Raw genomic sequence first — 20,313 nt, 5'->3', positions numbered from 1 at the left:
GTAAATACCTTTTGTATATGAGTTACACATTTAAAGTTTATCTGATAATTCAATTAAACCTTCCTCTAATAAAGGTTCTAAGAATGATATAACATGATCTACACAAACAGACATCTCAACATCATATATTGTAAGTAACGTACTGACTAATTCATTTACTTCAGTTCTTTTTTCAATTAAATCCCAAATCACTCCACCTATTTCTCCAAGATTATAGTACTTTCCATTTTTTACACTTAACATTACTTTCTCATTTCCCATATTACTAACAATATTTCCTTCTACTTGAGCAACAAATTGATTTAATGAGATATTTATATTTTTAATCATTATTTAATCCCCTTTATTTATTGTGTTTAATATAATTGATACTAATCGTTGAACATCAGTTCCTAAGGCAGGACGTTGCAATTGATATAATTTAATTTTATTAAGGATTTCCGTTATAGTTCGAAAGTGCCAGTCCATTAGCCCTAAACCAGGAATAAGAAAATTTCGAAATGTATGTGAAGAGAATGTTGAAAAACTTTCAAGTTTTTCTATTCTTCGTATCCCCACTTCTTCACAATCGGATTTGATAAGTTCAAATACACCAGCCAATGGTAGGGGCGTCGAATAAAAATTTGATGTAATTGGAATACTATACTTATTTTCTCTGCCAAATATTGAACGATAATTACTTTTGTTCATTCCAAATTCACTTAAACTATCTTGCCATAGCTTTTGTTGTGGATACGATGGGATGACATATGGAACTGATCCTTTCCCATAAAGAGAGACAGCTATTACATCGTCGCTTAAGATTTTATAGTCTTTACTTACAAACGCTGAGGCAAGTGTGGATTTGCCAGCACCAGAATTGCCTATGAAAGCATATGCTTTTCCGTTAATGGCCACCACACTTCCATGTAGCGGAAGAATCTTCCTTTGCATTAATAAAGCACTCATACATGTACCAAGAATAAGTAGCCGAATCTGATCCTCGTCTGAGCCTTCCATTGGTGAAACAGTTATTTTATTTCCTCCTGAAATAGAAAACGTTGCTATACTAGAAATTTGAAAAATGACAAAATTCTCTTTAATCACAAATTTATCTGGTTCATTAGATAACTCAAAATATACCTTAGATAAATCCCCAATTTTTATCTCAAAATCTAGAATTAAATTTGTATCATCTAAAATTTCCAGTTCTGGAAAATGAATTTGGCTTGAAAAGGTTAAACCAAAGGCTTTATAAGCTAATCGCTGTCCAACTTCTAACATTTTTCCACTCCAATATTAGTTATTTATTATAAAAGCCCTTATACTCTACTTCTTGTATAAGGGCTTTTACATAGGCAACTTATAAATTAATGCAATCTACATGGCTTCGTATGTAAGAATTCCAAGCAGATTATGAATCATCTTAGATTTAAAAAATTAACTCCAAATGTATCCATCAGGAGTACCGGCAGGATAGTTGGCATCCAATTTAGTATGATTGTTTGTAGAAGCCATTGTCATGTTTACCTCAAGTACCTCTAATTCAGGTTTTTGCCATTCTTTTTTCATATTTATCACCTCCTTTCAATGAAAACTATTAAGGAATCGATTAAGAATTACACTATGCATTAAAATTCTATAATGAGGATCGTCGGCTTTGTCAGGCTGTGCCCCGCTTTCAATTTTTGATAAGCCATCCTTGATTACTTTATTATCTACATATTCCAATAGCGTTTGATTTTCACTAAGTTGACGTACCTCTTCAATAAATGCTTTCCAATAGGGTACCATCCTGTGAACCCAATCAGCAGCTTGAACTCCACGAATACGTTGGTTTAATCTCACTGTATCAGGCAAGAAGTTCTCTGTAGACCTTCTAACAAGTGCTCTATCCAATCCATTCTGGACATATTGTTCTTCTGGAACAGATAAACAAAAACGTATAACTCGCAAATCATTTGTAGGATCCCTTTGCTGTAACGAATATCTCAGTGACAATTTTGTTAATAGTGTATTCGTTGCATTCCAATGAAAAACATCCTGGAAATGTCTCTTCCTTTGTTCAAAAACATTCGGTGTTGAAAACCATCCTGTTTCATCAATTCCATAGTTTTTCAGTTTTCTATATACATTAGTCTTCTTTGCAAATTCAGGATTTATTATTGTAGGCTCTGTATGAGTTCCACCTACAGGAAAAATGCGCTCAATTATGGGAAATGCTTTTCTTGCAACAATTGGAATCCTTCTTAATCCTGGTCCTCCCACTATTTGACTAAATTGTTGCAATTCATTAATTAGCCGGATCCATTTCATTTTCTTTAATAAAATTGCATAATAATCCATGGCTGGTCCCCATGAAATTCCAAGGTTCCCCCTATAACCGGACAACAATACTCCTATTCCTTCTTTTATGGCGTTCTGAAAAATCCCCTCCTGCCAAAAGGAATTGTGGAAGAATTTGTATGGCATTTCAAGGATGTTTAGATAATCATCAATATCAGAATAAGAGTTTCTTCCTTCAAAATCCAAATAGTGTTCTTTAATTCCACCAACGTGTTTTGCGGTTAATTGAATAAAAGGACTCTCATCAGGCATCAAATATTTAGGTGTGTAATCAATAAAATCACTAGGAGGAATATAACTAAATGTATGTAGTTGTTTTTCCGCTTTCAAGGATTTCACGGCAAAACTAACTACAGAACCTGAATCTAGACCACCGCTCAATTGAGATCCAACACCACGGTGAGTACGTAAACATGATCTTACAGCCTCTTGGAAGACGTCTTGAAAGGCTTCAACATACTCTTCATTTGATTTTAGTTTCAACTGATTGTTAACAGATAAAGTACAATATCGTTTCAGCCTGATCTTTCCTCTGTAAATCGAAATACTATGCGATGGCGGTACTTGTTCAAGATTCTTATACGGCGTTATAGATACATCAACGGTATCCACCGGTGCAGTAATTGCTAGAAATTCAGCAAGCCATTGCTCATTCAGTTCTTTTTTCATATTGGGTAAATTAAGCAGAGGGTTTAAGACTGTACAAAAGGCAAACCGCTTTCCATTGCTGTGATAGTATAATGTTCTAGCACCAGAAAAGTCCCTAGCACCAAAAAGTTTTTGTTCACTCTCATCCCAAACCATAAAGGCAAAATCACCAATAAGATAGTTCGGAGAGTCCTCTCCCCATTTATGATAAGAGAGCAAGATTAATTCACTATCAGTGATTTCTTTTCTTTTCCTTTTATCAACCTGTAATCTCTCAAATAATTCATCACGATTATCAATAATCGCGTCAGCTGTAATCGCTAACTTCCGCTCCTGATCATAATAAGGAAGTTTTTCACCTATAGATTCTGGTGTAATCCATTGGGCATGGCAGCCAAGAAAGACTTTTTCACTATGCCATATTTGAACATCATCGGCTGGATATTTTTCTAAATCCTTCATCATTCTTCTGCCGTGTTCGAGATTAATAGGTTCATCGTTTAAATGATATATACCAGCAATAGCGCTCATCTTTTCCTCCTACTGCGTCTACCTTACTGTTTATCTTTAAACACATTAAACTTAGCATTTATTGCAAACGTCTAGTTCTTTAAAGTGAACAACAAAGGCATAGTTAATACAGGGATTCCAAAAAGTAATCCTAAATAGTGCAAATCTATCAATATTGTTTATTTATTGTTGATAAATTCTTTATTTTGACCCTCTGTAGTTCTCAATACAGAACAACCTGATATCCCTATAATAAATCCTCCCATTTTAAGTGTCAACTATTTTTTAATGAATATTATCTTTATATTAAAAGAATTTTATTCTACTAGGTTTTAACGATTTAAAGTAACAACAAAAATGAATTGACACAACCACTAATATGTAGTAAATTTTATAAAAAGTCTAAATATTATACTTTCTTATCAAGAGAGGCTGAGGGAATGGCCCTATGAAGTCTCAGCAACCTTCAATGTTGTTTTTCATTGAAAAGGTGCTAAGTCCTGCAAGTTACTTGATAACTTGTGAGATAAGGAGAATGACCTATGCGTATGAGCAGCCAAAAGTCTTCTTCTTATAGAAGGCTTTTTTTGTTTTATTAGGCTGTTATCGTAAATAATGATGTTAAAATCCTAATGCCGATTTTATGTGGACAAAATATTCAAATTTAAGCTTGCAAGCTCTTTTCTTATAATGGAAGGCTATTTAGCGGGGATGATAGCTTATTCAAGTGTTTTTAATCTCTTAAAGGACAAAGTTTAAGAAATGAGCTTTATATAAGGAGGATAAAAAAATGGTTTACAAAATCGATACGAAGTTAGCTCAAATTGGTAATAGAAGTGATACGGTGACAGGAACGGTAAACCCGCCTGTTTATTTCTCAACTGCATATCGTCATGAAGGCATCGGTCAATCAACGGGTTTTGATTATACTCGCACTGGAAATCCAACAAGAAAGCTACTTGAACAAGCCATCGCTGATTTAGAAGGTGGCGATCAAGGGTTTGCCTGTAGCTCAGGCATGGCGGCAATATTCACGATACTTTCTTTGTTCCAATCTGGAGACGAGTGGATTGTAAGTGAAGATTTATACGGAGGAACATATAGACTTCTAGAACAAGGCTTCAAAAAATGGGGATTAACAACACAATATGTAAATACCTGTAATCCTGAATTGATTGAAAGTAACATTACACCGCAGACAAAGGCAATTTTCCTAGAAACACCAACAAATCCGCTTATGCAGGAATCTGATATTGCGGCTGTTTCAGAAATTGCAAAAAAACACGGAATCTTGCTGATTGTCGACAATACCTTCTACACACCACTCATTCAGCAGCCAATCCTGCTAGGAGCGGATATTGTCATCCATAGTGCAACCAAATATTTAGGTGGTCATAATGATGTTCTTGCAGGTCTTGTTGTTGCCAAGGGGAAAGAACTTTGCGAGGCTCTTGCCTTCCACCATAACGGAGCAGGCGGTGTCTTGAGTCCATTTGATTCCTGGTTAGTAATGCGCGGAATGAAAACATTGTCACTAAGAATGGAAAGACATGAACGCAATGCGAAAGCGATTGTTGAATACTTGTCTAACCATGATGGTATTACAGATGTTCTGTATCCAGGAAAAGGTGGAATGGTATCCTTCCGCTTACAAGATGAAGCATGGGTGAATCCATTCCTTCAAAGTCTTTCACTGATCTGCTTTGCAGAAAGTCTTGGTGGAACTGAAAGCTTTATCACCTATCCTGCAACACAGACACATGCGGATATTCCAGAAGAAGTTCGTATCCAGTCTGGTGTTTGCAACCGATTATTACGATTCTCAGTTGGTTTGGAAGACCCATTAGATATCCTTCAAGATCTTGAACAAGCACTAGCTAAATTAAAAGAAGGAGTGATTGGATAATGAGTTCAGAAAATTATAGTTTTGAAACCAAGCTCCTTCATAATCAGCATAAAGTCGATCCGGCCACGGGAGCGGTTAGCGTGCCGATCCAACATGCTTCAACCTTCCATCAATTTGATATAGAAAGTTACGGAAAATACGATTACGCTAGAAGTGGAAACCCTACAAGAGAAGCGTTAGAGGATGTTATCGCAGAACTAGAGGGTGGAACGAGAGGCTTTGCTTTTTCGTCAGGAATGGCAGCTATTTCAACAGCCTTCCTTCTTCTTTCATCTGGTGACCATATCGTCATTACCGACGATGTGTATGGCGGTACATATCGAATGGTCACTCAAGTACTGACTCGATTTGGAATTGAACATACCTTTGTAGATATGACAGATCTTGATCAAGTAAAAGCGGCCATTCAGCCTAACACCAAAGCATTTTATGTAGAAACACCGTCAAATCCTCTATTAAAGGTGACGGATATTCAAGCTATTACAACTTTGGCAAAAGAGATCAATGCAATCACTTATGTAGATAACACTTTTTTAACTCCTGAGTACCAAAGACCTTTAGAGCTTGGTGCTGATATTGTACTCCACAGTGCAACAAAGTTTTTATCAGGACATAGTGATGTCGTTGCAGGTCTAGCGGTTGTAAAGGATGAAGAATTAGGTAAAAGGCTGTATTCCTTACAAAATTCCTTTGGTGCCGTACTTGGGCCACAGGATGCATGGCTCGTACTTAGAGGAATAAAAACCCTGCATGTCCGACTCGAACAGTCACAAAAATCAGCGATTAAAATAGCAGAATTTTTAGAGGATCATCCATTAGTCGAAAAGGTTTATTACCCTGGACTGAAAAATCATCCACAGCACGAGCTTCAAAAAAGTCAGGCTGCTGGACCTGGTGCAGTTTTATCATTTGAATTCAAGGATGAACAAGCACTTCAAGTCTTTCTTACCAACGTGAAAATTCCTGTGTTTGCTGTTAGTCTTGGTGCGGTCGAATCCATTCTATCCTATCCGGCAAAAATGTCACATGCAGCTATGTCCCAAGAGGAAAGAGAAAAGCGAGGAATTAAAAACAGCCTCATCCGCTTATCCGTGGGCTTAGAGAACCCAGATGATCTCATTCATGACTTTTCTCAGGCTTTACATCAAGTGAAAGAAAAACTACTGGTCTTGCAGCAAGGAGAATAATTATGAGCTTTTTAGAAAAATTAAAAAACCAAATTTTAATAGGGGATGGTGCCATGGGCACCCTTCTTTATTCATTCGGTAAAGATAGCTGCTTGGAAGAGTTGAACCTTTCTCATCCAGAAAAAATTCAAGAGATTCATAAAGCTTATATTGAAGCAGGTGCGGATGTCATCCAAACCAACACGTACGCAGCGAATTATCTAAAACTGCAAAGATATGGTCTTGAGGACTCTGTTAAAGCAATCAATAGTGCAGCCGTCCAAAATGCAAAATTAGCTGCACAAGAAAATGCGTATGTACTGGGGACAGTCGGTGGTAACCGCGGGATTAAGCCATCAACTTTATCAATTGAAGAATTAAAGCGCAGTTTCCGTGAGCAGCTGTATTGTTTATTACTTGAAGGTGTGGATGGCATTTTATTAGAAACCTTTTACGACCTTGAAGAATTAGAAACGGTCCTAGCGATTGCTCGAAAGGAAACAAAGCTGCCGATTATAGCCCAAGTCTCCCTTCATGAGCCAGGTATTTTACAAGACCAAACACCGATTAATGAGGCCTTTACCCGTCTTGAAAACCTCGGTGCGGATGTCATTGGCTTAAACTGCCGGCTTGGACCTCATCATATGTTAAAATCACTAGAGCAAATTGAACTGCCTAAACATGCCTACCTTTCGGCCTACCCAAATGCGAGTCTGCCAGCTTATACAGATGGTAAATTCCATTATGAGGGGGATGCAGATTATTTTAAAAAATCGGCACAAAGTTTCCGTCAGGAGGGAGTTCATTTGCTGGGCGGCTGTTGTGGAACGACTCCTGCCCATATCCAGGCATTTTCAGCTGAATTAAAAAACAGCGTGCCTGTCACCGAAAAAGTAGTTAAATTACAATCAAAGAAAATCGTGATTGAACATAGTACAGCTAAAAGGGATCTACAGCCTCTTGAGCAGATCGTGAAGGAACGTCCGTCTGTTATCGTCGAATTAGATACCCCAAGAAAGCTTGATACGAGCAAATTTTTTGAAGGTGCAAAAGCTTTGAAAGAAGCAGGAATCGACGCAATAACAATGGCAGATAACTCGTTAGCTCAGGTCAGGATTTCCAATGAAGCTTTAGGTTATCTTGTTAAACAAGAATTAGGAATGCGGCCGCTAATCCATATTGCCTGCAGAGACCGCAATATTATTGGTTTGCAATCACACCTAATGGGGCTTCATACCCTTGGAATGCATGATGTACTCGCAATCACCGGTGACCCTGCCCGTGTCGGAGATTTTCCGGGTGCCTCTTCCGTTTATGATGTATCATCCTTTGAGTTAATTCAAATGATAAAACAATTAAATGAAGGCTTATCATTCTCCGGGAAAGACCTTGGTCAAAAGACAGCTTTTAGTATAGCTGGTGCCTTTAATCCAAATGTCCGTTCCGTAGAAAAAGCCGTGAAACGTCTTGAGAAAAAAATTGAATTCGGTGCTGATTATTTCATTTCACAGCCTGTCTTCTCTGAGGAAAAAATAATTGAAGTCTATGAACATACGAAACACCTAAAAGCACCTATTTACATTGGTTTAATGCCTTTAACAGGCAGCAGAAATGCGGAATTCCTTCATAATGAAGTGCCAGGAATTAAAATCGCTCAATCGATTCGAGACAGAATGGCCGCATTGAACGATAATCCGCTTCAAGCCGCTCGCGAAGGAATTGAAATAACAAAATCTTTAATTGACACAGCACTGGATTTATTCAATGGGATCTATCTAATCACACCATTTTTACGCTACGAACTAACAACAGAATTAGCTATCTATGCCAGACAGCGTGCTAGTCAAATTAGGGGGAACAGCTATGTCGAAAGCACCATTTAATGAACAACTACACAAACGAATCCTTGTGATGGATGGTGCGATGGGCACCATGCTGCAGCAGGAAAATTTAACACCAGATGACTTTGGCGGCGAGCAATATGATGGCTGTAACGAGTATTTAAACCTAACAACTCCTAACGTGATCGCGAAAATTCACCGTGAATACTTGGAGGCTGGTGCGGACATTATTGAGACCAATACCTTTGGTGCCACAAGCATCGTCCTCGATGAATACAATCTTGGCTTTAGGGCCTATGAATTAAATAAAGTTGCCGCACAAATTGCCAAAAAAGAAGCAGATAAAATTTCTACGGATGAATGGCCTCGGTATGTGGCAGGGTCAATGGGACCGACCACTAAGACGTTAAGCGTTACGGGCGGGACTACTTTTGAAGCCCTCTCCGCTTCCTATGAGGAACAAGCAATCGGGCTGATTGACGGTGGTGTCGACCTTCTTCTTCTTGAAACAAGTCAAGATATGCTAAATGTAAAGGCTGGCTTTATCGGTATAAAAAATGCATTTAGTAAAACAGGGAAAACCCTCCCTTTAATTGTATCTGGTACAATCGAGCCGATGGGTACAACCCTTGCTGGACAGTCAATTGAATCTTTTTATATTTCATTAGAGCATATGAATCCCGTTGCGGTTGGGTTAAATTGTGCGACGGGTCCAGAATTTATGCAGGATCATATCCGTTCCCTTTCCAATCTTGCTTCCAAAGCGATTATTTGTTATCCAAATGCGGGGTTGCCAGATGAAGAAGGACATTATCATGAAACACCGGAAACATTAGCGAAAAAGCTTGCTGATTTTGCAGCTCACGGCTGGTTGAATATTGTCGGTGGCTGCTGTGGTACCACACCTGATCACATTCGTGCGATTTCAGACGAAATGAAAAAGTACTCACCGCGTGAGGCACAGTCTTCTGATTTCCATATGGTATCTGGGATTGAACCATTTGTTTACGATGATCCGACACTGCGTCCGATTATGGTCGGGGAAAGAACAAACGTGATTGGCTCTCGTAAATTCAAACGCCTCATTAATGAAGGAAAGATTGAAGAAGCAGCAGAGATTGCACGTGCCCAGGTTAAAGGCGGGGCACATGTTATTGATATTTGTCTTGCAGACCCTGACCGTGATGAGCTTAGTGACATGGAGAATTTCATTCCAGAAGTGGTTAAAAAAATAAAGGTTCCGTTAGTTATTGATTCAACAGATGAAAAAGTAATCGAAAAAGCACTCAAATATTCTCAAGGTAAGGCGATTATTAATTCGATTAACCTTGAAGATGGTGAAGAAAGATTTGAGGCTGTTGTTCCACTCATTCATAAGTACGGAGCAGCTGTCGTTGTTGGTACAATTGATGAAAAAGGTATGGGTGTTACTGCTGAAAAGAAATTAGAGATTGCCAAACGATCTCATGACATTTTAGTCAATAAATATGGTTTAAAGCCACAGGATATCATTTTTGACCCGCTTGTTTTCCCTGTAGGAACTGGTGATGAACAATATATTGGGTCTGCAAAAGCAACGGTGGAAGGAATTAAGTTAATCAAGGAACATCTTCCTAAGACACAAACGATACTTGGTATCAGTAATGTATCTTTCGGTCTGCCGCCTGTCGGCAGAGAAATCCTAAACTCTGTATTTTTATACCACTGTACATTAGCTGGTCTTGATTATGCGATTGTTAACACTGAAAAACTAGAACGATTCGCTTCCATTTCGAAGGAAGAAGTTCAATTAGCTGAGGACCTTCTTTTTAACACTACAGATGAAACGTTAGCTACTTTTACCGAATTTTATCGAGGTAAAAAGAAAGAGTCAAAAAGTACAGTGCCAAACATGAGTTTAGAAGAGCGCCTCTCTTACTATGTGATAGAGGGTACAAAGGAAGGTCTATTGCCTGATTTGGCTTTAGCACTTGAAAGTTATCCGGCTCCACTTGATATTATTAATGGACCATTAATGGAAGGGATGAAAGAAGTCGGCCGACTCTTTAACGACAATCAGCTAATTGTGGCGGAAGTTCTTCAAAGTGCTGAAGTAATGAAAGCTGCCGTCTCCTATTTAGAGCCGTATATGGAAAAAGGCGATGTCTCTTCCTCGAAAGGGAAAGTCATTTTAGCAACCGTAAAAGGCGATGTTCATGATATTGGGAAGAACCTCGTTGATATTATTCTTAGCAATAACGGTTATGATGTCCGAGATTTAGGGATCAAGGTATCACCAACTGAATTGGTTCAAGCGATTCAAAAAGAAAAACCGGACATTGTTGGATTATCAGGGTTGCTTGTGAAATCTGCACAGCAAATGGTGTTAACTGCACAGGATATGAAAGAAGCGGGAATTTCAACACCAATCCTTGTAGGTGGTGCTGCTCTTTCTCGGAAGTTCACCGATACAAAAATTGCCAAAGAATATGATGGGCTTGTTCTTTATGCAAAGGACGCTATGACGGGATTATCATTAGCGAATCAGCTTCAATCTCCTGAAGAGCACGAAAAACTAATTGCTGAAAAGAATGAAAAACTAGCTGCTTTAGAAGTGCCTCGGGAACTGCCAAGTCGTTCCGCGGTCTCTACAGCAGTAAAAATTAGACCGTCTGTTTCAACCGAAGCACCAGTTTTCACACCGATGGATACGAAGAAACATATTTTAAAAACCTATTCTTTATCCCATATTGAGCCTTATATCAATATGCAAATGTTAATTGGTCATCATCTCGGTGTAAAAGGAAAAATTGCAAACCTGATTGCTGCCAAAGATGAAAAAGCGTTAAAAGTTAAAGAAGTCGTAGATGGACTATTAGCCGACGCAAAGGCCGGCAATTGGATTTTACCAGCGGCAGTCTATCAGTTCTTCCCTGCTCAGTCACAAGGAAATAAAATTTACATTTACGATCCAGAAGAACCTAATACAATCATTGAAACGTTTGATTTCCCAAGACAGGAATCGGCACCGCATTTATGCTTGGCTGATTTCGTTAAGTCTGTTGAGAGCGGTGAGAAAGATTATGTTGGTTTCTTTACAGTAACAGCTGGCAGAGGGATACGTGAACAAGCTGACAAATTAAAGGCAGATGGCCGTTTTCTTGAAAGCCATGCCCTTCAAGCGTTAGCACTAGAAACCGCAGAAGGCTTTGCAGAATTAATTCATCGCCAAATGCGCGATCGCTGGGGATTCCCGGATCCACTGACGTTTAGTATGCAGGATCGTTTCGCCGCTAAGTACCAAGGGCAGCGTTTCTCTTTTGGATATCCAGCATGTCCAGATTTAGAGGATCAGAAGAAACTATTTGCCTTAATTCACCCTGAGGAAATTGGAATTGAATTAACAGAAGGGTGCATGATGGAGCCAGAGGCGTCCGTATCAGCCATGGTATTCGCCCATCCAGAAGCAAGATACTTTAATGTTCATAGATAAATGAAGTCCGCGGATTAGATTCCGCGGATTTTTTATTTTGTCCATGGGGACGGTTTCTTGGTTTTAGTTTAGACCAAGAGAAACGTCCCCATTGCTTCCCTTGACATTTCCCTCCAAATCCTATATATTTACCTAGGTAAACAATTTAATTACCCAGGTAACTAATGTTCATATATTAATATTGGAGTGAACGCATTTGACCAACCACGCATTATTTCATACGCTGCATCAACTTTCCCGGCAATTGACCAACAGCCTTAATGAAGCACTAAAGCCATTTGGATTATATAGTGCCCAGTGGTCTGTCCTCTTTGTTCTACATACCAAAGGCTCACTAACTCAAAAAGAACTCTCTGAGTATCTGTTCGTCGAAGCTCCTCCCATGACCCGTACCATTCAACGGCTGGTTAAACAAGGGTTTGTAAGACAAATTCCCGGTAAGGACAAACGGGAGAAGTACATTCAATTAACGGAGGAAGCATTGAAAGAGTTCCCTAAATGGGAACATGCTGTTTCGGAGTGCAATAACGACTTATTAAAGAAATTCCCAGAAGACTCACAACAAGAATTATTAAAATTGCAAAGTGTTTGGTTAAAACAGCTTTTGTAAAGGAGTGGAAAACATGAACAAACCTAAACTATGGACGAAGGATTTTATTAATATTTCCTTAAGTAATTTTTTTCTATTTTTAACATTTTATATCCTTCTCGTAACGCTGCCTATATACGCATTACAGGAATTTGACAGTAATGCTTCTCAGGCGGGGTTAATGACAACTGTATTCTTGCTTTCTGCGATCATTTCTCGTCCCCTTGCTGGTCAATGGCTTGAACGAGGCAGTAATAAAAAAGTGCTATTAACTGCACTGATTATTTTCGCGGCTGCTTCCCTTTTATACTTTTTCCCTAATACAGTAACAGGATTCCTAATCATTCGTTTGTTACACGGAGTGGGCTTTGGGATGGCCACTACGGCTGTAGGAGCGATTGTTGCAGACCTTATTCCCGGTTCTCGAAGAGGAGAAGGAATGGGATACTTCGTAATGTCGACAAACCTTGCCATGGTTCTAGGACCGTTTATAGGCTTGACTGCAATCCAACAATGGGGAGCAAAAACAATGTTCATCCTATCGGTCATTGTCGCTGCTGGGGCACTTATCACTGGTCTAACAGTCAAGTTATCAAAGACTGATGAAACAAAAAAGCAGGTTATTGTTCCGGCCTTCTCTATAAAAAACTTTATCGAACCTTCAGCAGTATCCATTGCGATCGTCGGTGGTTTTTTAGCCATTGTATATTCTGCACTGCTGTCCTTCGTATCCGTTTATGCAAATGAAATCCATGTTTCTGAAGTTTCTAGTCTATTCTTTGTGGTGTACGCGATTATTTTATTAATGTCTCGACCATTTACAGGCAAATGGCTCGATCAATATGGTCCTAATGTAATTGTGTTCCCTTCGATTATCTTGTTTGCAATTGGAATGTTTGTCTTAAGTCAAAGCGGCGGGGCAGTTACTTTCCTTGTGTCAGCCGGGCTGATTGGATTAGGCTGGGGTACCCTTTTTCCAACCTTTCAAACGATTGCCATTCAAAATGCAGCACCTAGAAAACGCGGCTTGGCTACGGCCACATTTCTATCAATCTATGATATTGGTATTGCATTAGGCTCATTCTTGGTAGGATTAATCGCTGCAAAAATGGACTTTAGTTCCTTATACTTCCTATGTTCGTTCTATATTCTTATTGGAGCCGTTCTTTACTATTTCATGCAGGTTCGTAAACCAGAAATGAAACGCCAGCGATATTTAAAAGTAAAAGAGCAATAAATTGACTAGAACCATCATTAACTTGATGGTTCTTTTCTACATTCTGAGCAGTGATTTTTACTTTTCTGATTCTTTAGGTTACACTTTTTTTGTATATTTATTTTTCGAATGGAGGTTTTTACATGTTGGATGTTGTTGTGATTGGTGCAGGACCTGCAGGAGCAAGTGCAGCCTTATTGACTGCTAAAGCAGGAAAGAAAACATTGGTGCTCGATAATGATAAGACAGTTACTAAGCGAGCTTGGGTTGAGAACCATTATGGCGTGTTGGAAATCTCTGGTCCTGACCTTGTTGAAATTGGCAAGCAGCAGGTAACTAAATTTGGCGGCGAAATCATCCAAGCTACTGTTACCAACATCACAAAGGTTGAAGGCGGTTTTAAAGTAGAAACTGATAACGGAGAGCATGAAACCAAGCATGTCATCGTTGCTACTGGTTTCCTTGTAGACCTAGCTGAAAAAGCAGGTTTAACCACCAAGCCTGGAACTGAGCCAAGAGTAAAAACAATCCTTGATGTAGATGCACAAGGCAAGACAAATATCGATGGCATTTGGGCAGCTGGAACTGTGGCTGGCGTGAGCGTACATACCATTGTTACTGCTGGTGACGGAGCAAGGGTCGCAATCAACGTGGTTAGTGAATTGAATGGCGAGCGCTATGTTGACCATGATGTATTAAAGGCTTAAGCAATTTATAAGAAGGGTGTCCCGATTTGGGACACCCTCTTTACACCTCTAAATCCTTTCCTTCTTCAACAATATGGAATAGTAGATGGGCTAGATGGTGAATTGGTCCATAATCTTCTTCCTCTTCACTTACCTCTTCATTGAATTCAAGATCATTTAAATAAAGGGCAGTAAATTCATAAAAATCCTTCAACTGGAAGGAGTAACAGCCTACTGGGTCTTCACTTCCATCCTCCCCAGTTGGGTCCTCATATTGAAGCACCATGTATGACACATCACCATCGGCATCCTCAGCGTCAAAAAAGACAAAAAAGCCAATGTTTGTATCTAAGTCAAATAGATGCCTTGTACCACCTTCAGTCGCTTTTTCAAAATCCTCTTGGCTAAGCTTTTGAATCTGCATTGAATCCACATTGTCTTCTTGATGAAAACCTACAACAAATGATTTCATTTTATTTTCCTCCTTGTTAAACACATATAAACTACTTTACCCGTTATTTATAGTTTTCATTAACGTTATGGAAGAAAATAAAAAAAATCCCGACAGTTGACAACTGTCAGGATTATTAGAATTACCCTACTGGTGGATAAATGGGATCTGCTTGCGCAGGTTGAATATTAGTTTTAACTAAATCATACGATGTGTGTTGATTGTTTACATCATTTCCTGGTGTTGCAAAAACAAGTAATGAGAATGAGAATAATAAGATGATAGCCTTTTTCATTTTTCTTCCTCCTCAAGTAATTTTAGATAGATAATTTACTGCCTCTAGATATTTCCCCTGTTGATTATAGTGCTCAGAAAGCAGCTTATAATATCGGATCAGTTCTTCCTTATGTTCTTTTGATCCCTCTAAGTAGGGAATTACCTTCAGTTCTAAATATTTGATTGCTTTTTCAGGAGAATCCATATGAATTAAATAAAATTCAGCTAGAAGACCTTGTTTTTTTATCCCAATATCTTTTGAAAGAGATTTAACTTGAAGAAAGCATTCCTTAGCATTCTCAATTAAATTTAAATTGTAGTTAATTTCACCAATTCCATATAAAGTTACTAAATAATGTTGGTTTTTTACTGGTTGTAAAGATAAGCTTTTTTCATAATAGTGTAATGCTTCTTTCACATTATTCATTTTATCTTGCAAGTAACCCATATTATGATAGATTTGTGGAAGCATTTTTTCTTCCTTTAACAATTCTGCATTTCGAATTAAATGGTTGAAACAAACCTGTGCTTCTTCATAAATTTTTGAATTCGTATAGTTAATACCAAGAAGCATTAAATTATGAAGAATTCGATAAAAGTTATGCTGATTCATAAAGATTTGCAGTGCTAACCTGCCAAAGTGTATGGCATGTCCTGGTTGATCAAGTGCACTCTTTACTAAAGCCCAGTGGTAAAGTAATTCTCCATTCGTTGTTTCGTTATTATTTTCCGCAGATAATTCATCAAAAATCTCGTCAGCCTTTTTATGATTACCCTTTAATATTAAGGATACAGCATTATAATAGCGAAATAAATACATCTCATGTTGGGAAAAATTTTTCTTTTGCTTGGATAAAATATCCCGCTGGGTGTCTGCTTCTGCAAGTAATCCCTTGAATAATAGATACCGATATTTGTATAATTCATAGGAATACATATGAGCAGAAAACGGGATAACATGTTCTATTTCTTTTAATCTATTAAATATTATTTCTATTTCATCTCGTAAATAAAAGTTAATTTTCTCACCAAAATCTTTTAGCAGGCTTTTTATTAACTCTTCTTTTTCCTCCATTTCTTCAAAGCTAACTTCCAGCCTTTCAAGTAATAAGGAAATAGTCTCTTCGTTAGCGTCTTTTGAGTTGTTCTCAATTTTACTCAAATGAGGGATAGAGCAGATTCCAGCAGCAAGTTCCTTTTGCGTGATCCCTTTTTGGGTCCTGTAATATTTGATTAATGGTCCAAATTCCATAGCAAAACCACCCTCTAGAGCTCTTCCTTTTCCTATCATTTTATAACATCTACGTCACCGCTTCCATCTATTTGTTCAGACAATTTAAAAAATTTATTACTGGTATAAAAAGGCCATCTGTTCGCATAAACAGATAGCCTTATTTCTATTATCTTACTCTAGGGAAACCAAATCCAGAAGCATAATCATCACCAGTAGCCGCACCTGTTCCACCTTTAATATCATATAGTTTTGCGCGGTCTTGTAACTCTTTTCGTAGTTGCGTGTGACTCATTGCAGGATTCTCAGCCCAAATTTTTGCCGCTAATCCGGATACATGCGGTGTGGCCATTGACGTTCCACTAATTGTATTATAGGAACCATCATTCCATGTAGACTCAATGGCTCTGCCAGGTGCAGAAACCTCTACATCACGCTCTTGAATGATATAGTCACCATCTGTATTTGGATTTCCTCGTGAAGAGAAATCAGCAACACGATATGTACCGTTCTGCTGAACATCTTCTAAAGCAGCTACCGCAACAGCATTAACTAAAGCTCCTGGATACCCGATTGTATTGCTTGATGGCCCATCATTTCCAGCTGCAGCAACCACTAAAACCCCTTTGCCATAGGCGTAATCTACAGCACTAGAAATCAGTGTGTCTTTTGCGCTTGAACCTAATGACATCGAGATGATTACTTTCGAACCAGTTCTGGTAGCCTCATCAGCAGCCATACGAATAGCTGAAGCAATATCATCTGAGTATCCTGAGCCGCGGTTATTTAGTACTTTATATGCCCAAAGATCGGCTTCCGGTGCTACACCATATATACCTTGTCCCGTGCTGCCGCCATCCGCGAGTACCGTACCCGCTACGTGCGTTCCATGACCATTTCCATCTGAGCAGCTTCCATCAATAAGCGGGGATTTCGTTTGTGTAAAATCCTTACATTGCTCAACTTGATTTGTTAAATCGGCGTGACTTGTATTTGCCCCCGTATCAAGGACTGCCACTTTAATTCCATTTCCTCCAGAGGTTGCTTGAATCGAAGCATCGTTATATATTGCTTGAATTCCCCATGGAGTTCGATCACTTGGACCAGAATTAGTAGAACCACCTGGCTTAGCGGCAGCTTCTTTGTTAGGTGCAAGCTGAACTTCCTCTACTTTTTCAATGGTTAAATTTTTGTTTTTTAATAGCGCCTGGTATTGCTTGCTGTTAACTGTTGTAGTGAACCCGTCTGCTCCAAAATCCCAGCGAACCCCCACGTTCTTTTTGGCTTGTGACTTATCAGCTGTTGGCCCTTGAATGATGACTCGAAAAGATTCATCCTGGCTATTTGGCTGCTGACCAAAGGCACCTGTTGCAAACATGGATACCCCCATAACAAGGCTAAGTACTGATGCTCCTACTACTCTTCTCTTTTTCATCGCTATTCTCCCCTACTCTTTTTAACTCCAGGCTTGTACCTGTCACTTTATTATATTTGGAATTTTCAGAATAAGAATACGAGAATCTACCTAGAAAAGTTGGGAAATTTTTCGATTCCATTAAAAAAGACCCTGAAGATTTCCTTCAGAGCCTTTCCTTTTTTCAATTACAAACTACAGAAGTAATAAAAAGTTGCATATATGTCTGTCCAATTTAGGTTCAAAAAGGGCATAAAAAATCCGTCAGGCTCCTGCGTGACGGATTTTTCTACGTTAAAAGTATTTCTTTTTCCAAAAAATTAACGCAGTGAAGGTAGACAGAATACTAGCTACACCAATCGATATCCAAAAGGCATGTGGACTATTTTGCAGCGGCAGGTCAACATTCATGCCGTAAAAACTGAAAACAATGGTTGGAAACGAAAGAATAATCGTAAATGATGTTAAAAACTTCATCACAATATTTACGTTGTTGGAAATAATCGATGCAAAAGCATCCATCATCCCGCTAAGGATAGAACTGTACGTCTCGGCCATCTCAATTGCCTGTATTTTCTCAATCATTACATCTTCTAATAAATCCTTATCTTCCTCGTACATTTTAATATAACTAAAACGAAGAATTTTATCTAACACCACTTTGTTTGACTTTAAGGAAGTCGTAAAATAAACAAGACTCTTTTCTAATGCTAAAAAGGCATAAAGTTCTTTATTTTTCATCGATTGATGAAGTTCTCGCTCGATTTCGTTTGTTCGTTTATTAATTTGTTTTAAATAACGAAGATAATAGGATGTAATGATAGCCAGAATTTGAAGGGCAAACCGGTTCTTTTTAAAGGTATAAAATTCTTTTATTTTATTATTCTTAAAAACTTCTAAAATTGGCGTATCCTTTAACGATACGGTAATAATACATTCGTCGGTTAACACAATTCCAATTGGAATGGTCTCGTAAATAGGGAATCCAGCATCATCATGAGTAATATAAGGGTAATCTACAATGATATATACTTGCCCGTCTTCCCGTTCGATTCTTGGCCGTTCTTCATCATCAAGGGCGTCTTTAATAAAGTCTACATAGATGTTTGCTTCATTTGCAACTCGATTAATTTCTTCTTCTGTTGGGGCATACATGTTTACCCAGCAGCCCTTTGTAATTTTCTCTACCTGTTCAAGTACTTTTGTTTCCGTGCTTTTGTAAATCTCCAACATGATAAAACCTCCTCACTCACTTTGTTCGAGGAAGCCATACTACCTTCTTAAGAGCTGATATTCCTGAAGAATCCAATTCAAAGATAACGCTGACTTCCCCCTTACTACTAGGGTCCGGGTCTATTGCATAACTCAAAAATATCAACTCCTCAACATTTAATTACTTCATTATCATAAACCCAAAAGCAAAAAAGCACAAACAAGATTTTATTCTGGAAAATAGGGATTTAAGTGAATTAATACCTCGTCGATGTTGTCGTACTTCTCCATCAATCTCCCCTTTATTAACTTAGCAAGGTCGTGACCTTCCTTAATGGTTTTATAGTGGTCAATTGATATTCTAAGATCAACTAAAATATAATGGCCATGTTCCCTCGCTCTAATTCGATCAATCCTCTTTACCTCTTGGAATTCATTGACTACATTAATGTATTCCTGTAGAGTTCCGGCGTCAATGTTTCTTTCAAGTAAGATATCAAAAGCTTCAATTAACATCTCTTTTGAAATTTTAAAGATTAAGTAGGCTACAAATATACTTGCTGCTTTATCACCATAATGCAGGAATAAAACATCAAAGCGTTCCCCCATAATCGAAAGGAGAACCCCGATAGCTGCCGCAATCGACGCAACAATATCTGCTTTGTGGTCAAAAGCAATTGCTTCAATCGCCTTACTATTATGCTCGTTAGCCACCTTTAATGATGAACGATACAAAATAACTTTTGTAATGTATGAAATAATGGCTACCCACATGGCTAAGAAGCTTGGTGTTTCTACTTCATGGAAGAAGCCAATGATTCCCTCATATACAACATATATCGAGACGAGAAAAAGTAAAATTCCTACAATTCCTGATACAATAACCTCTGCTTTTCCATGACCATAAGGGTGCTCCTTATCAGCCGGTTTGTTGGCAATTTTAATCACCAAGAGGACGATGACTGATGCAAATACATCAGCTGCTGAATGGATTCCGTCCGCAAAAACCGCATCGCTGTTTCCATACCAGCCGATAAAAAGTTTTCCTAATGTTAAGATGATATTACTGATCACGCTAATCCAGGCAATTTTCTTAGCTAGGGATTCCCTCATCCTTCAAGTCCACCTCAAAAAAAATTCTATTTCTCCATCTGATTATTCCCATTTGCCTCCATCTTCATTTCTTCCTCTTCTTCCTCCACTGTAATCCTGTTAATGGCATCATGGAGAAAATGGAAGGCCTCGTCTAATTCTTCCCTAGATGGATATTTATCTTTGTTCATATAAATCAGCTCCTAATATTTTTATGAGTAATCCTCGAATAATAAGTAGAAAATACGGTTGTACCTTATTTTTTTTAAAGGAGTGTG

Annotated in this window: 18 protein-coding genes and 1 riboswitch; of the genes, 7 read left to right on the top strand and 11 right to left on the bottom strand. The window is 38.4% G+C overall.

What is annotated here, in order from left to right:
• Positions 1-30: 30 nt before the first annotated feature.
• The 4 genes from F4694_RS02810 to F4694_RS02795 form a co-directional block, all read right to left on the bottom strand.
• Positions 31-333, bottom strand: a complete 303-nt coding sequence (locus F4694_RS02810) for a lasso peptide biosynthesis PqqD family chaperone (RefSeq protein ID WP_179595470.1) — start codon at positions 331-333, stop codon at positions 31-33.
• A complete protein-coding gene (locus tag F4694_RS02805) occupies positions 334-1,263 on the bottom strand; it encodes a phosphoenolpyruvate carboxykinase (ATP) (protein ID WP_179595369.1) in 930 nt (309 codons plus the stop codon). It abuts the gene before it with no gap.
• A gap of 156 nt (positions 1,264-1,419) precedes the next feature.
• Positions 1,420-1,551 carry a paeninodin family lasso peptide gene (locus tag F4694_RS02800; protein WP_179595368.1) on the bottom strand — a complete coding sequence of 44 codons (132 nt, stop codon included), beginning with the start codon at positions 1,549-1,551 and terminating at the stop codon, positions 1,420-1,422.
• 15 nt (positions 1,552-1,566) lie between these two features.
• Positions 1,567-3,504: a lasso peptide isopeptide bond-forming cyclase gene (locus tag F4694_RS02795; protein WP_179595367.1), complete on the bottom strand. Its 1,938-nt coding sequence runs from the start codon at positions 3,502-3,504 to the stop codon at positions 1,567-1,569.
• A 395-nt stretch (positions 3,505-3,899) separates the two neighbouring features.
• Positions 3,900-4,016, top strand: a riboswitch (SAM riboswitch).
• A 257-nt stretch (positions 4,017-4,273) separates the two neighbouring features.
• Between F4694_RS02795 and F4694_RS02790 the strand changes: the two genes are divergently transcribed.
• The 7 genes from F4694_RS02790 to F4694_RS02760 all read left to right on the top strand — a co-directional run bounded on the left by F4694_RS02790 (position 4,274) and on the right by F4694_RS02760 (position 14,380).
• On the top strand, positions 4,274-5,389 hold the full coding sequence (locus tag F4694_RS02790) for a methionine biosynthesis PLP-dependent protein (protein ID WP_179595366.1): 1,116 nt from the start codon (positions 4,274-4,276) through the stop codon (positions 5,387-5,389).
• A complete protein-coding gene (gene metC / locus F4694_RS02785) occupies positions 5,389-6,576 on the top strand; it encodes a cystathionine beta-lyase (RefSeq protein WP_179595365.1) in 1,188 nt (395 codons plus the stop codon). Before F4694_RS02790 ends, metC begins: the two co-directional genes overlap by 1 nt.
• Positions 6,577-6,578: 2 nt before the next feature.
• Positions 6,579-8,438, top strand: a complete 1,860-nt coding sequence (locus F4694_RS02780) for a bifunctional homocysteine S-methyltransferase/methylenetetrahydrofolate reductase (RefSeq protein WP_179595364.1) — start codon at positions 6,579-6,581, stop codon at positions 8,436-8,438.
• A complete protein-coding gene (metH, locus tag F4694_RS02775) occupies positions 8,419-11,868 on the top strand; it encodes a methionine synthase (protein ID WP_179595363.1) in 3,450 nt (1,149 codons plus the stop codon). Before F4694_RS02780 ends, metH begins: the two co-directional genes overlap by 20 nt.
• Before the next feature lie 196 nt (positions 11,869-12,064).
• Complete coding sequence (locus F4694_RS02770) at positions 12,065-12,478, top strand: MarR family winged helix-turn-helix transcriptional regulator (protein WP_179595362.1); 414 nt, start codon at positions 12,065-12,067, stop codon at positions 12,476-12,478.
• 13 nt (positions 12,479-12,491) lie between these two features.
• The gene (locus tag F4694_RS02765) at positions 12,492-13,694 is read left to right on the top strand and encodes an MFS transporter (RefSeq protein ID WP_179595361.1); all 1,203 of its coding nucleotides are present in this window, start codon (positions 12,492-12,494) and stop codon (positions 13,692-13,694) included.
• Between the two features lie 122 nt (positions 13,695-13,816).
• Positions 13,817-14,380 (top strand): FAD-dependent oxidoreductase, encoded by a 564-nt coding sequence (locus tag F4694_RS02760; RefSeq protein ID WP_179595360.1) that lies wholly within the window; start codon positions 13,817-13,819, stop codon positions 14,378-14,380.
• Positions 14,381-14,420: 40 nt separating this feature from the next.
• Here F4694_RS02760 and F4694_RS02755 read toward each other — a convergent pair whose 3' ends face one another.
• From F4694_RS02755 to F4694_RS02725, 7 genes are all read right to left on the bottom strand, one after another.
• A complete protein-coding gene (locus tag F4694_RS02755; RefSeq protein ID WP_045519128.1) occupies positions 14,421-14,831 on the bottom strand; it encodes a hypothetical protein in 411 nt (136 codons plus the stop codon).
• A gap of 121 nt (positions 14,832-14,952) precedes the next feature.
• Positions 14,953-15,105, bottom strand: coding sequence for a hypothetical protein (locus F4694_RS02750; protein WP_179595359.1), 153 nt, complete (start codon positions 15,103-15,105; stop codon positions 14,953-14,955).
• Positions 15,106-15,117: 12 nt separating this feature from the next.
• Positions 15,118-16,338, bottom strand: coding sequence for a helix-turn-helix domain-containing protein (locus tag F4694_RS02745; protein ID WP_179595358.1), 1,221 nt, complete (start codon positions 16,336-16,338; stop codon positions 15,118-15,120).
• Between the two features lie 148 nt (positions 16,339-16,486).
• Positions 16,487-17,752: a S8 family serine peptidase gene (locus F4694_RS02740; protein WP_179595357.1), complete on the bottom strand. Its 1,266-nt coding sequence runs from the start codon at positions 17,750-17,752 to the stop codon at positions 16,487-16,489.
• Between the two features lie 273 nt (positions 17,753-18,025).
• Entirely contained in the window at positions 18,026-18,964 is a 939-nt protein-coding gene (locus F4694_RS02735; RefSeq protein ID WP_179595356.1) for a magnesium transporter CorA family protein, read from the bottom strand.
• Between the two features lie 207 nt (positions 18,965-19,171).
• Positions 19,172-20,056, bottom strand: coding sequence for a cation diffusion facilitator family transporter (locus F4694_RS02730; protein ID WP_179595355.1), 885 nt, complete (start codon positions 20,054-20,056; stop codon positions 19,172-19,174).
• Between the two features lie 26 nt (positions 20,057-20,082).
• Complete coding sequence (locus tag F4694_RS02725; RefSeq protein ID WP_179595354.1) at positions 20,083-20,226, bottom strand: hypothetical protein; 144 nt, start codon at positions 20,224-20,226, stop codon at positions 20,083-20,085.
• Positions 20,227-20,313: the final 87 nt, after the last annotated feature.

The sequence above is a fragment of the Neobacillus driksii genome (genome assembly GCF_013409995.1).
Classification (GTDB): Bacteria; Bacillota; Bacilli; order Bacillales; family Cytobacillaceae; genus Neobacillus; species Neobacillus driksii.
The sequence above is the reverse complement of the archived record's forward strand: the minus strand, read 5'-3'. Positions and strand labels throughout refer to the sequence as shown.

What these genes read in the sequence shown, in the direction of transcription:
- F4694_RS02805 (WP_179595369.1), bottom strand. Translation starts at nt 1,263, where the DNA reads ATGTTAGAAGTTGGACAGCGATTAGCTTATAAAGCCTTTGGTTTAACC.
- F4694_RS02800 (WP_179595368.1), bottom strand. Translation starts at nt 1,551, where the DNA reads ATGAAAAAAGAATGGCAAAAACCTGAATTAGAGGTACTTGAGGTAAAC.
- F4694_RS02795 (WP_179595367.1), bottom strand. Translation starts at nt 3,504, where the DNA reads ATGAGCGCTATTGCTGGTATATATCATTTAAACGATGAACCTATTAAT.
- F4694_RS02790 (WP_179595366.1), top strand. Translation starts at nt 4,274, where the DNA reads ATGGTTTACAAAATCGATACGAAGTTAGCTCAAATTGGTAATAGAAGT.
- metC (WP_179595365.1), top strand. Translation starts at nt 5,389, where the DNA reads ATGAGTTCAGAAAATTATAGTTTTGAAACCAAGCTCCTTCATAATCAG.
- F4694_RS02780 (WP_179595364.1), top strand. Translation starts at nt 6,579, where the DNA reads ATGAGCTTTTTAGAAAAATTAAAAAACCAAATTTTAATAGGGGATGGT.
- metH (WP_179595363.1), top strand. Translation starts at nt 8,419, where the DNA reads ATGTCGAAAGCACCATTTAATGAACAACTACACAAACGAATCCTTGTG.
- F4694_RS02765 (WP_179595361.1), top strand. Translation starts at nt 12,492, where the DNA reads ATGAACAAACCTAAACTATGGACGAAGGATTTTATTAATATTTCCTTA.
- F4694_RS02760 (WP_179595360.1), top strand. Translation starts at nt 13,817, where the DNA reads ATGTTGGATGTTGTTGTGATTGGTGCAGGACCTGCAGGAGCAAGTGCA.
- F4694_RS02755 (WP_045519128.1), bottom strand. Translation starts at nt 14,831, where the DNA reads ATGAAATCATTTGTTGTAGGTTTTCATCAAGAAGACAATGTGGATTCA.
- F4694_RS02750 (WP_179595359.1), bottom strand. Translation starts at nt 15,105, where the DNA reads ATGAAAAAGGCTATCATCTTATTATTCTCATTCTCATTACTTGTTTTT.
- F4694_RS02745 (WP_179595358.1), bottom strand. Translation starts at nt 16,338, where the DNA reads ATGGAATTTGGACCATTAATCAAATATTACAGGACCCAAAAAGGGATC.
- F4694_RS02740 (WP_179595357.1), bottom strand. Translation starts at nt 17,752, where the DNA reads ATGAAAAAGAGAAGAGTAGTAGGAGCATCAGTACTTAGCCTTGTTATG.
- F4694_RS02735 (WP_179595356.1), bottom strand. Translation starts at nt 18,964, where the DNA reads ATGTTGGAGATTTACAAAAGCACGGAAACAAAAGTACTTGAACAGGTA.
- F4694_RS02730 (WP_179595355.1), bottom strand. Translation starts at nt 20,056, where the DNA reads ATGAGGGAATCCCTAGCTAAGAAAATTGCCTGGATTAGCGTGATCAGT.
- F4694_RS02725 (WP_179595354.1), bottom strand. Translation starts at nt 20,226, where the DNA reads ATGAACAAAGATAAATATCCATCTAGGGAAGAATTAGACGAGGCCTTC.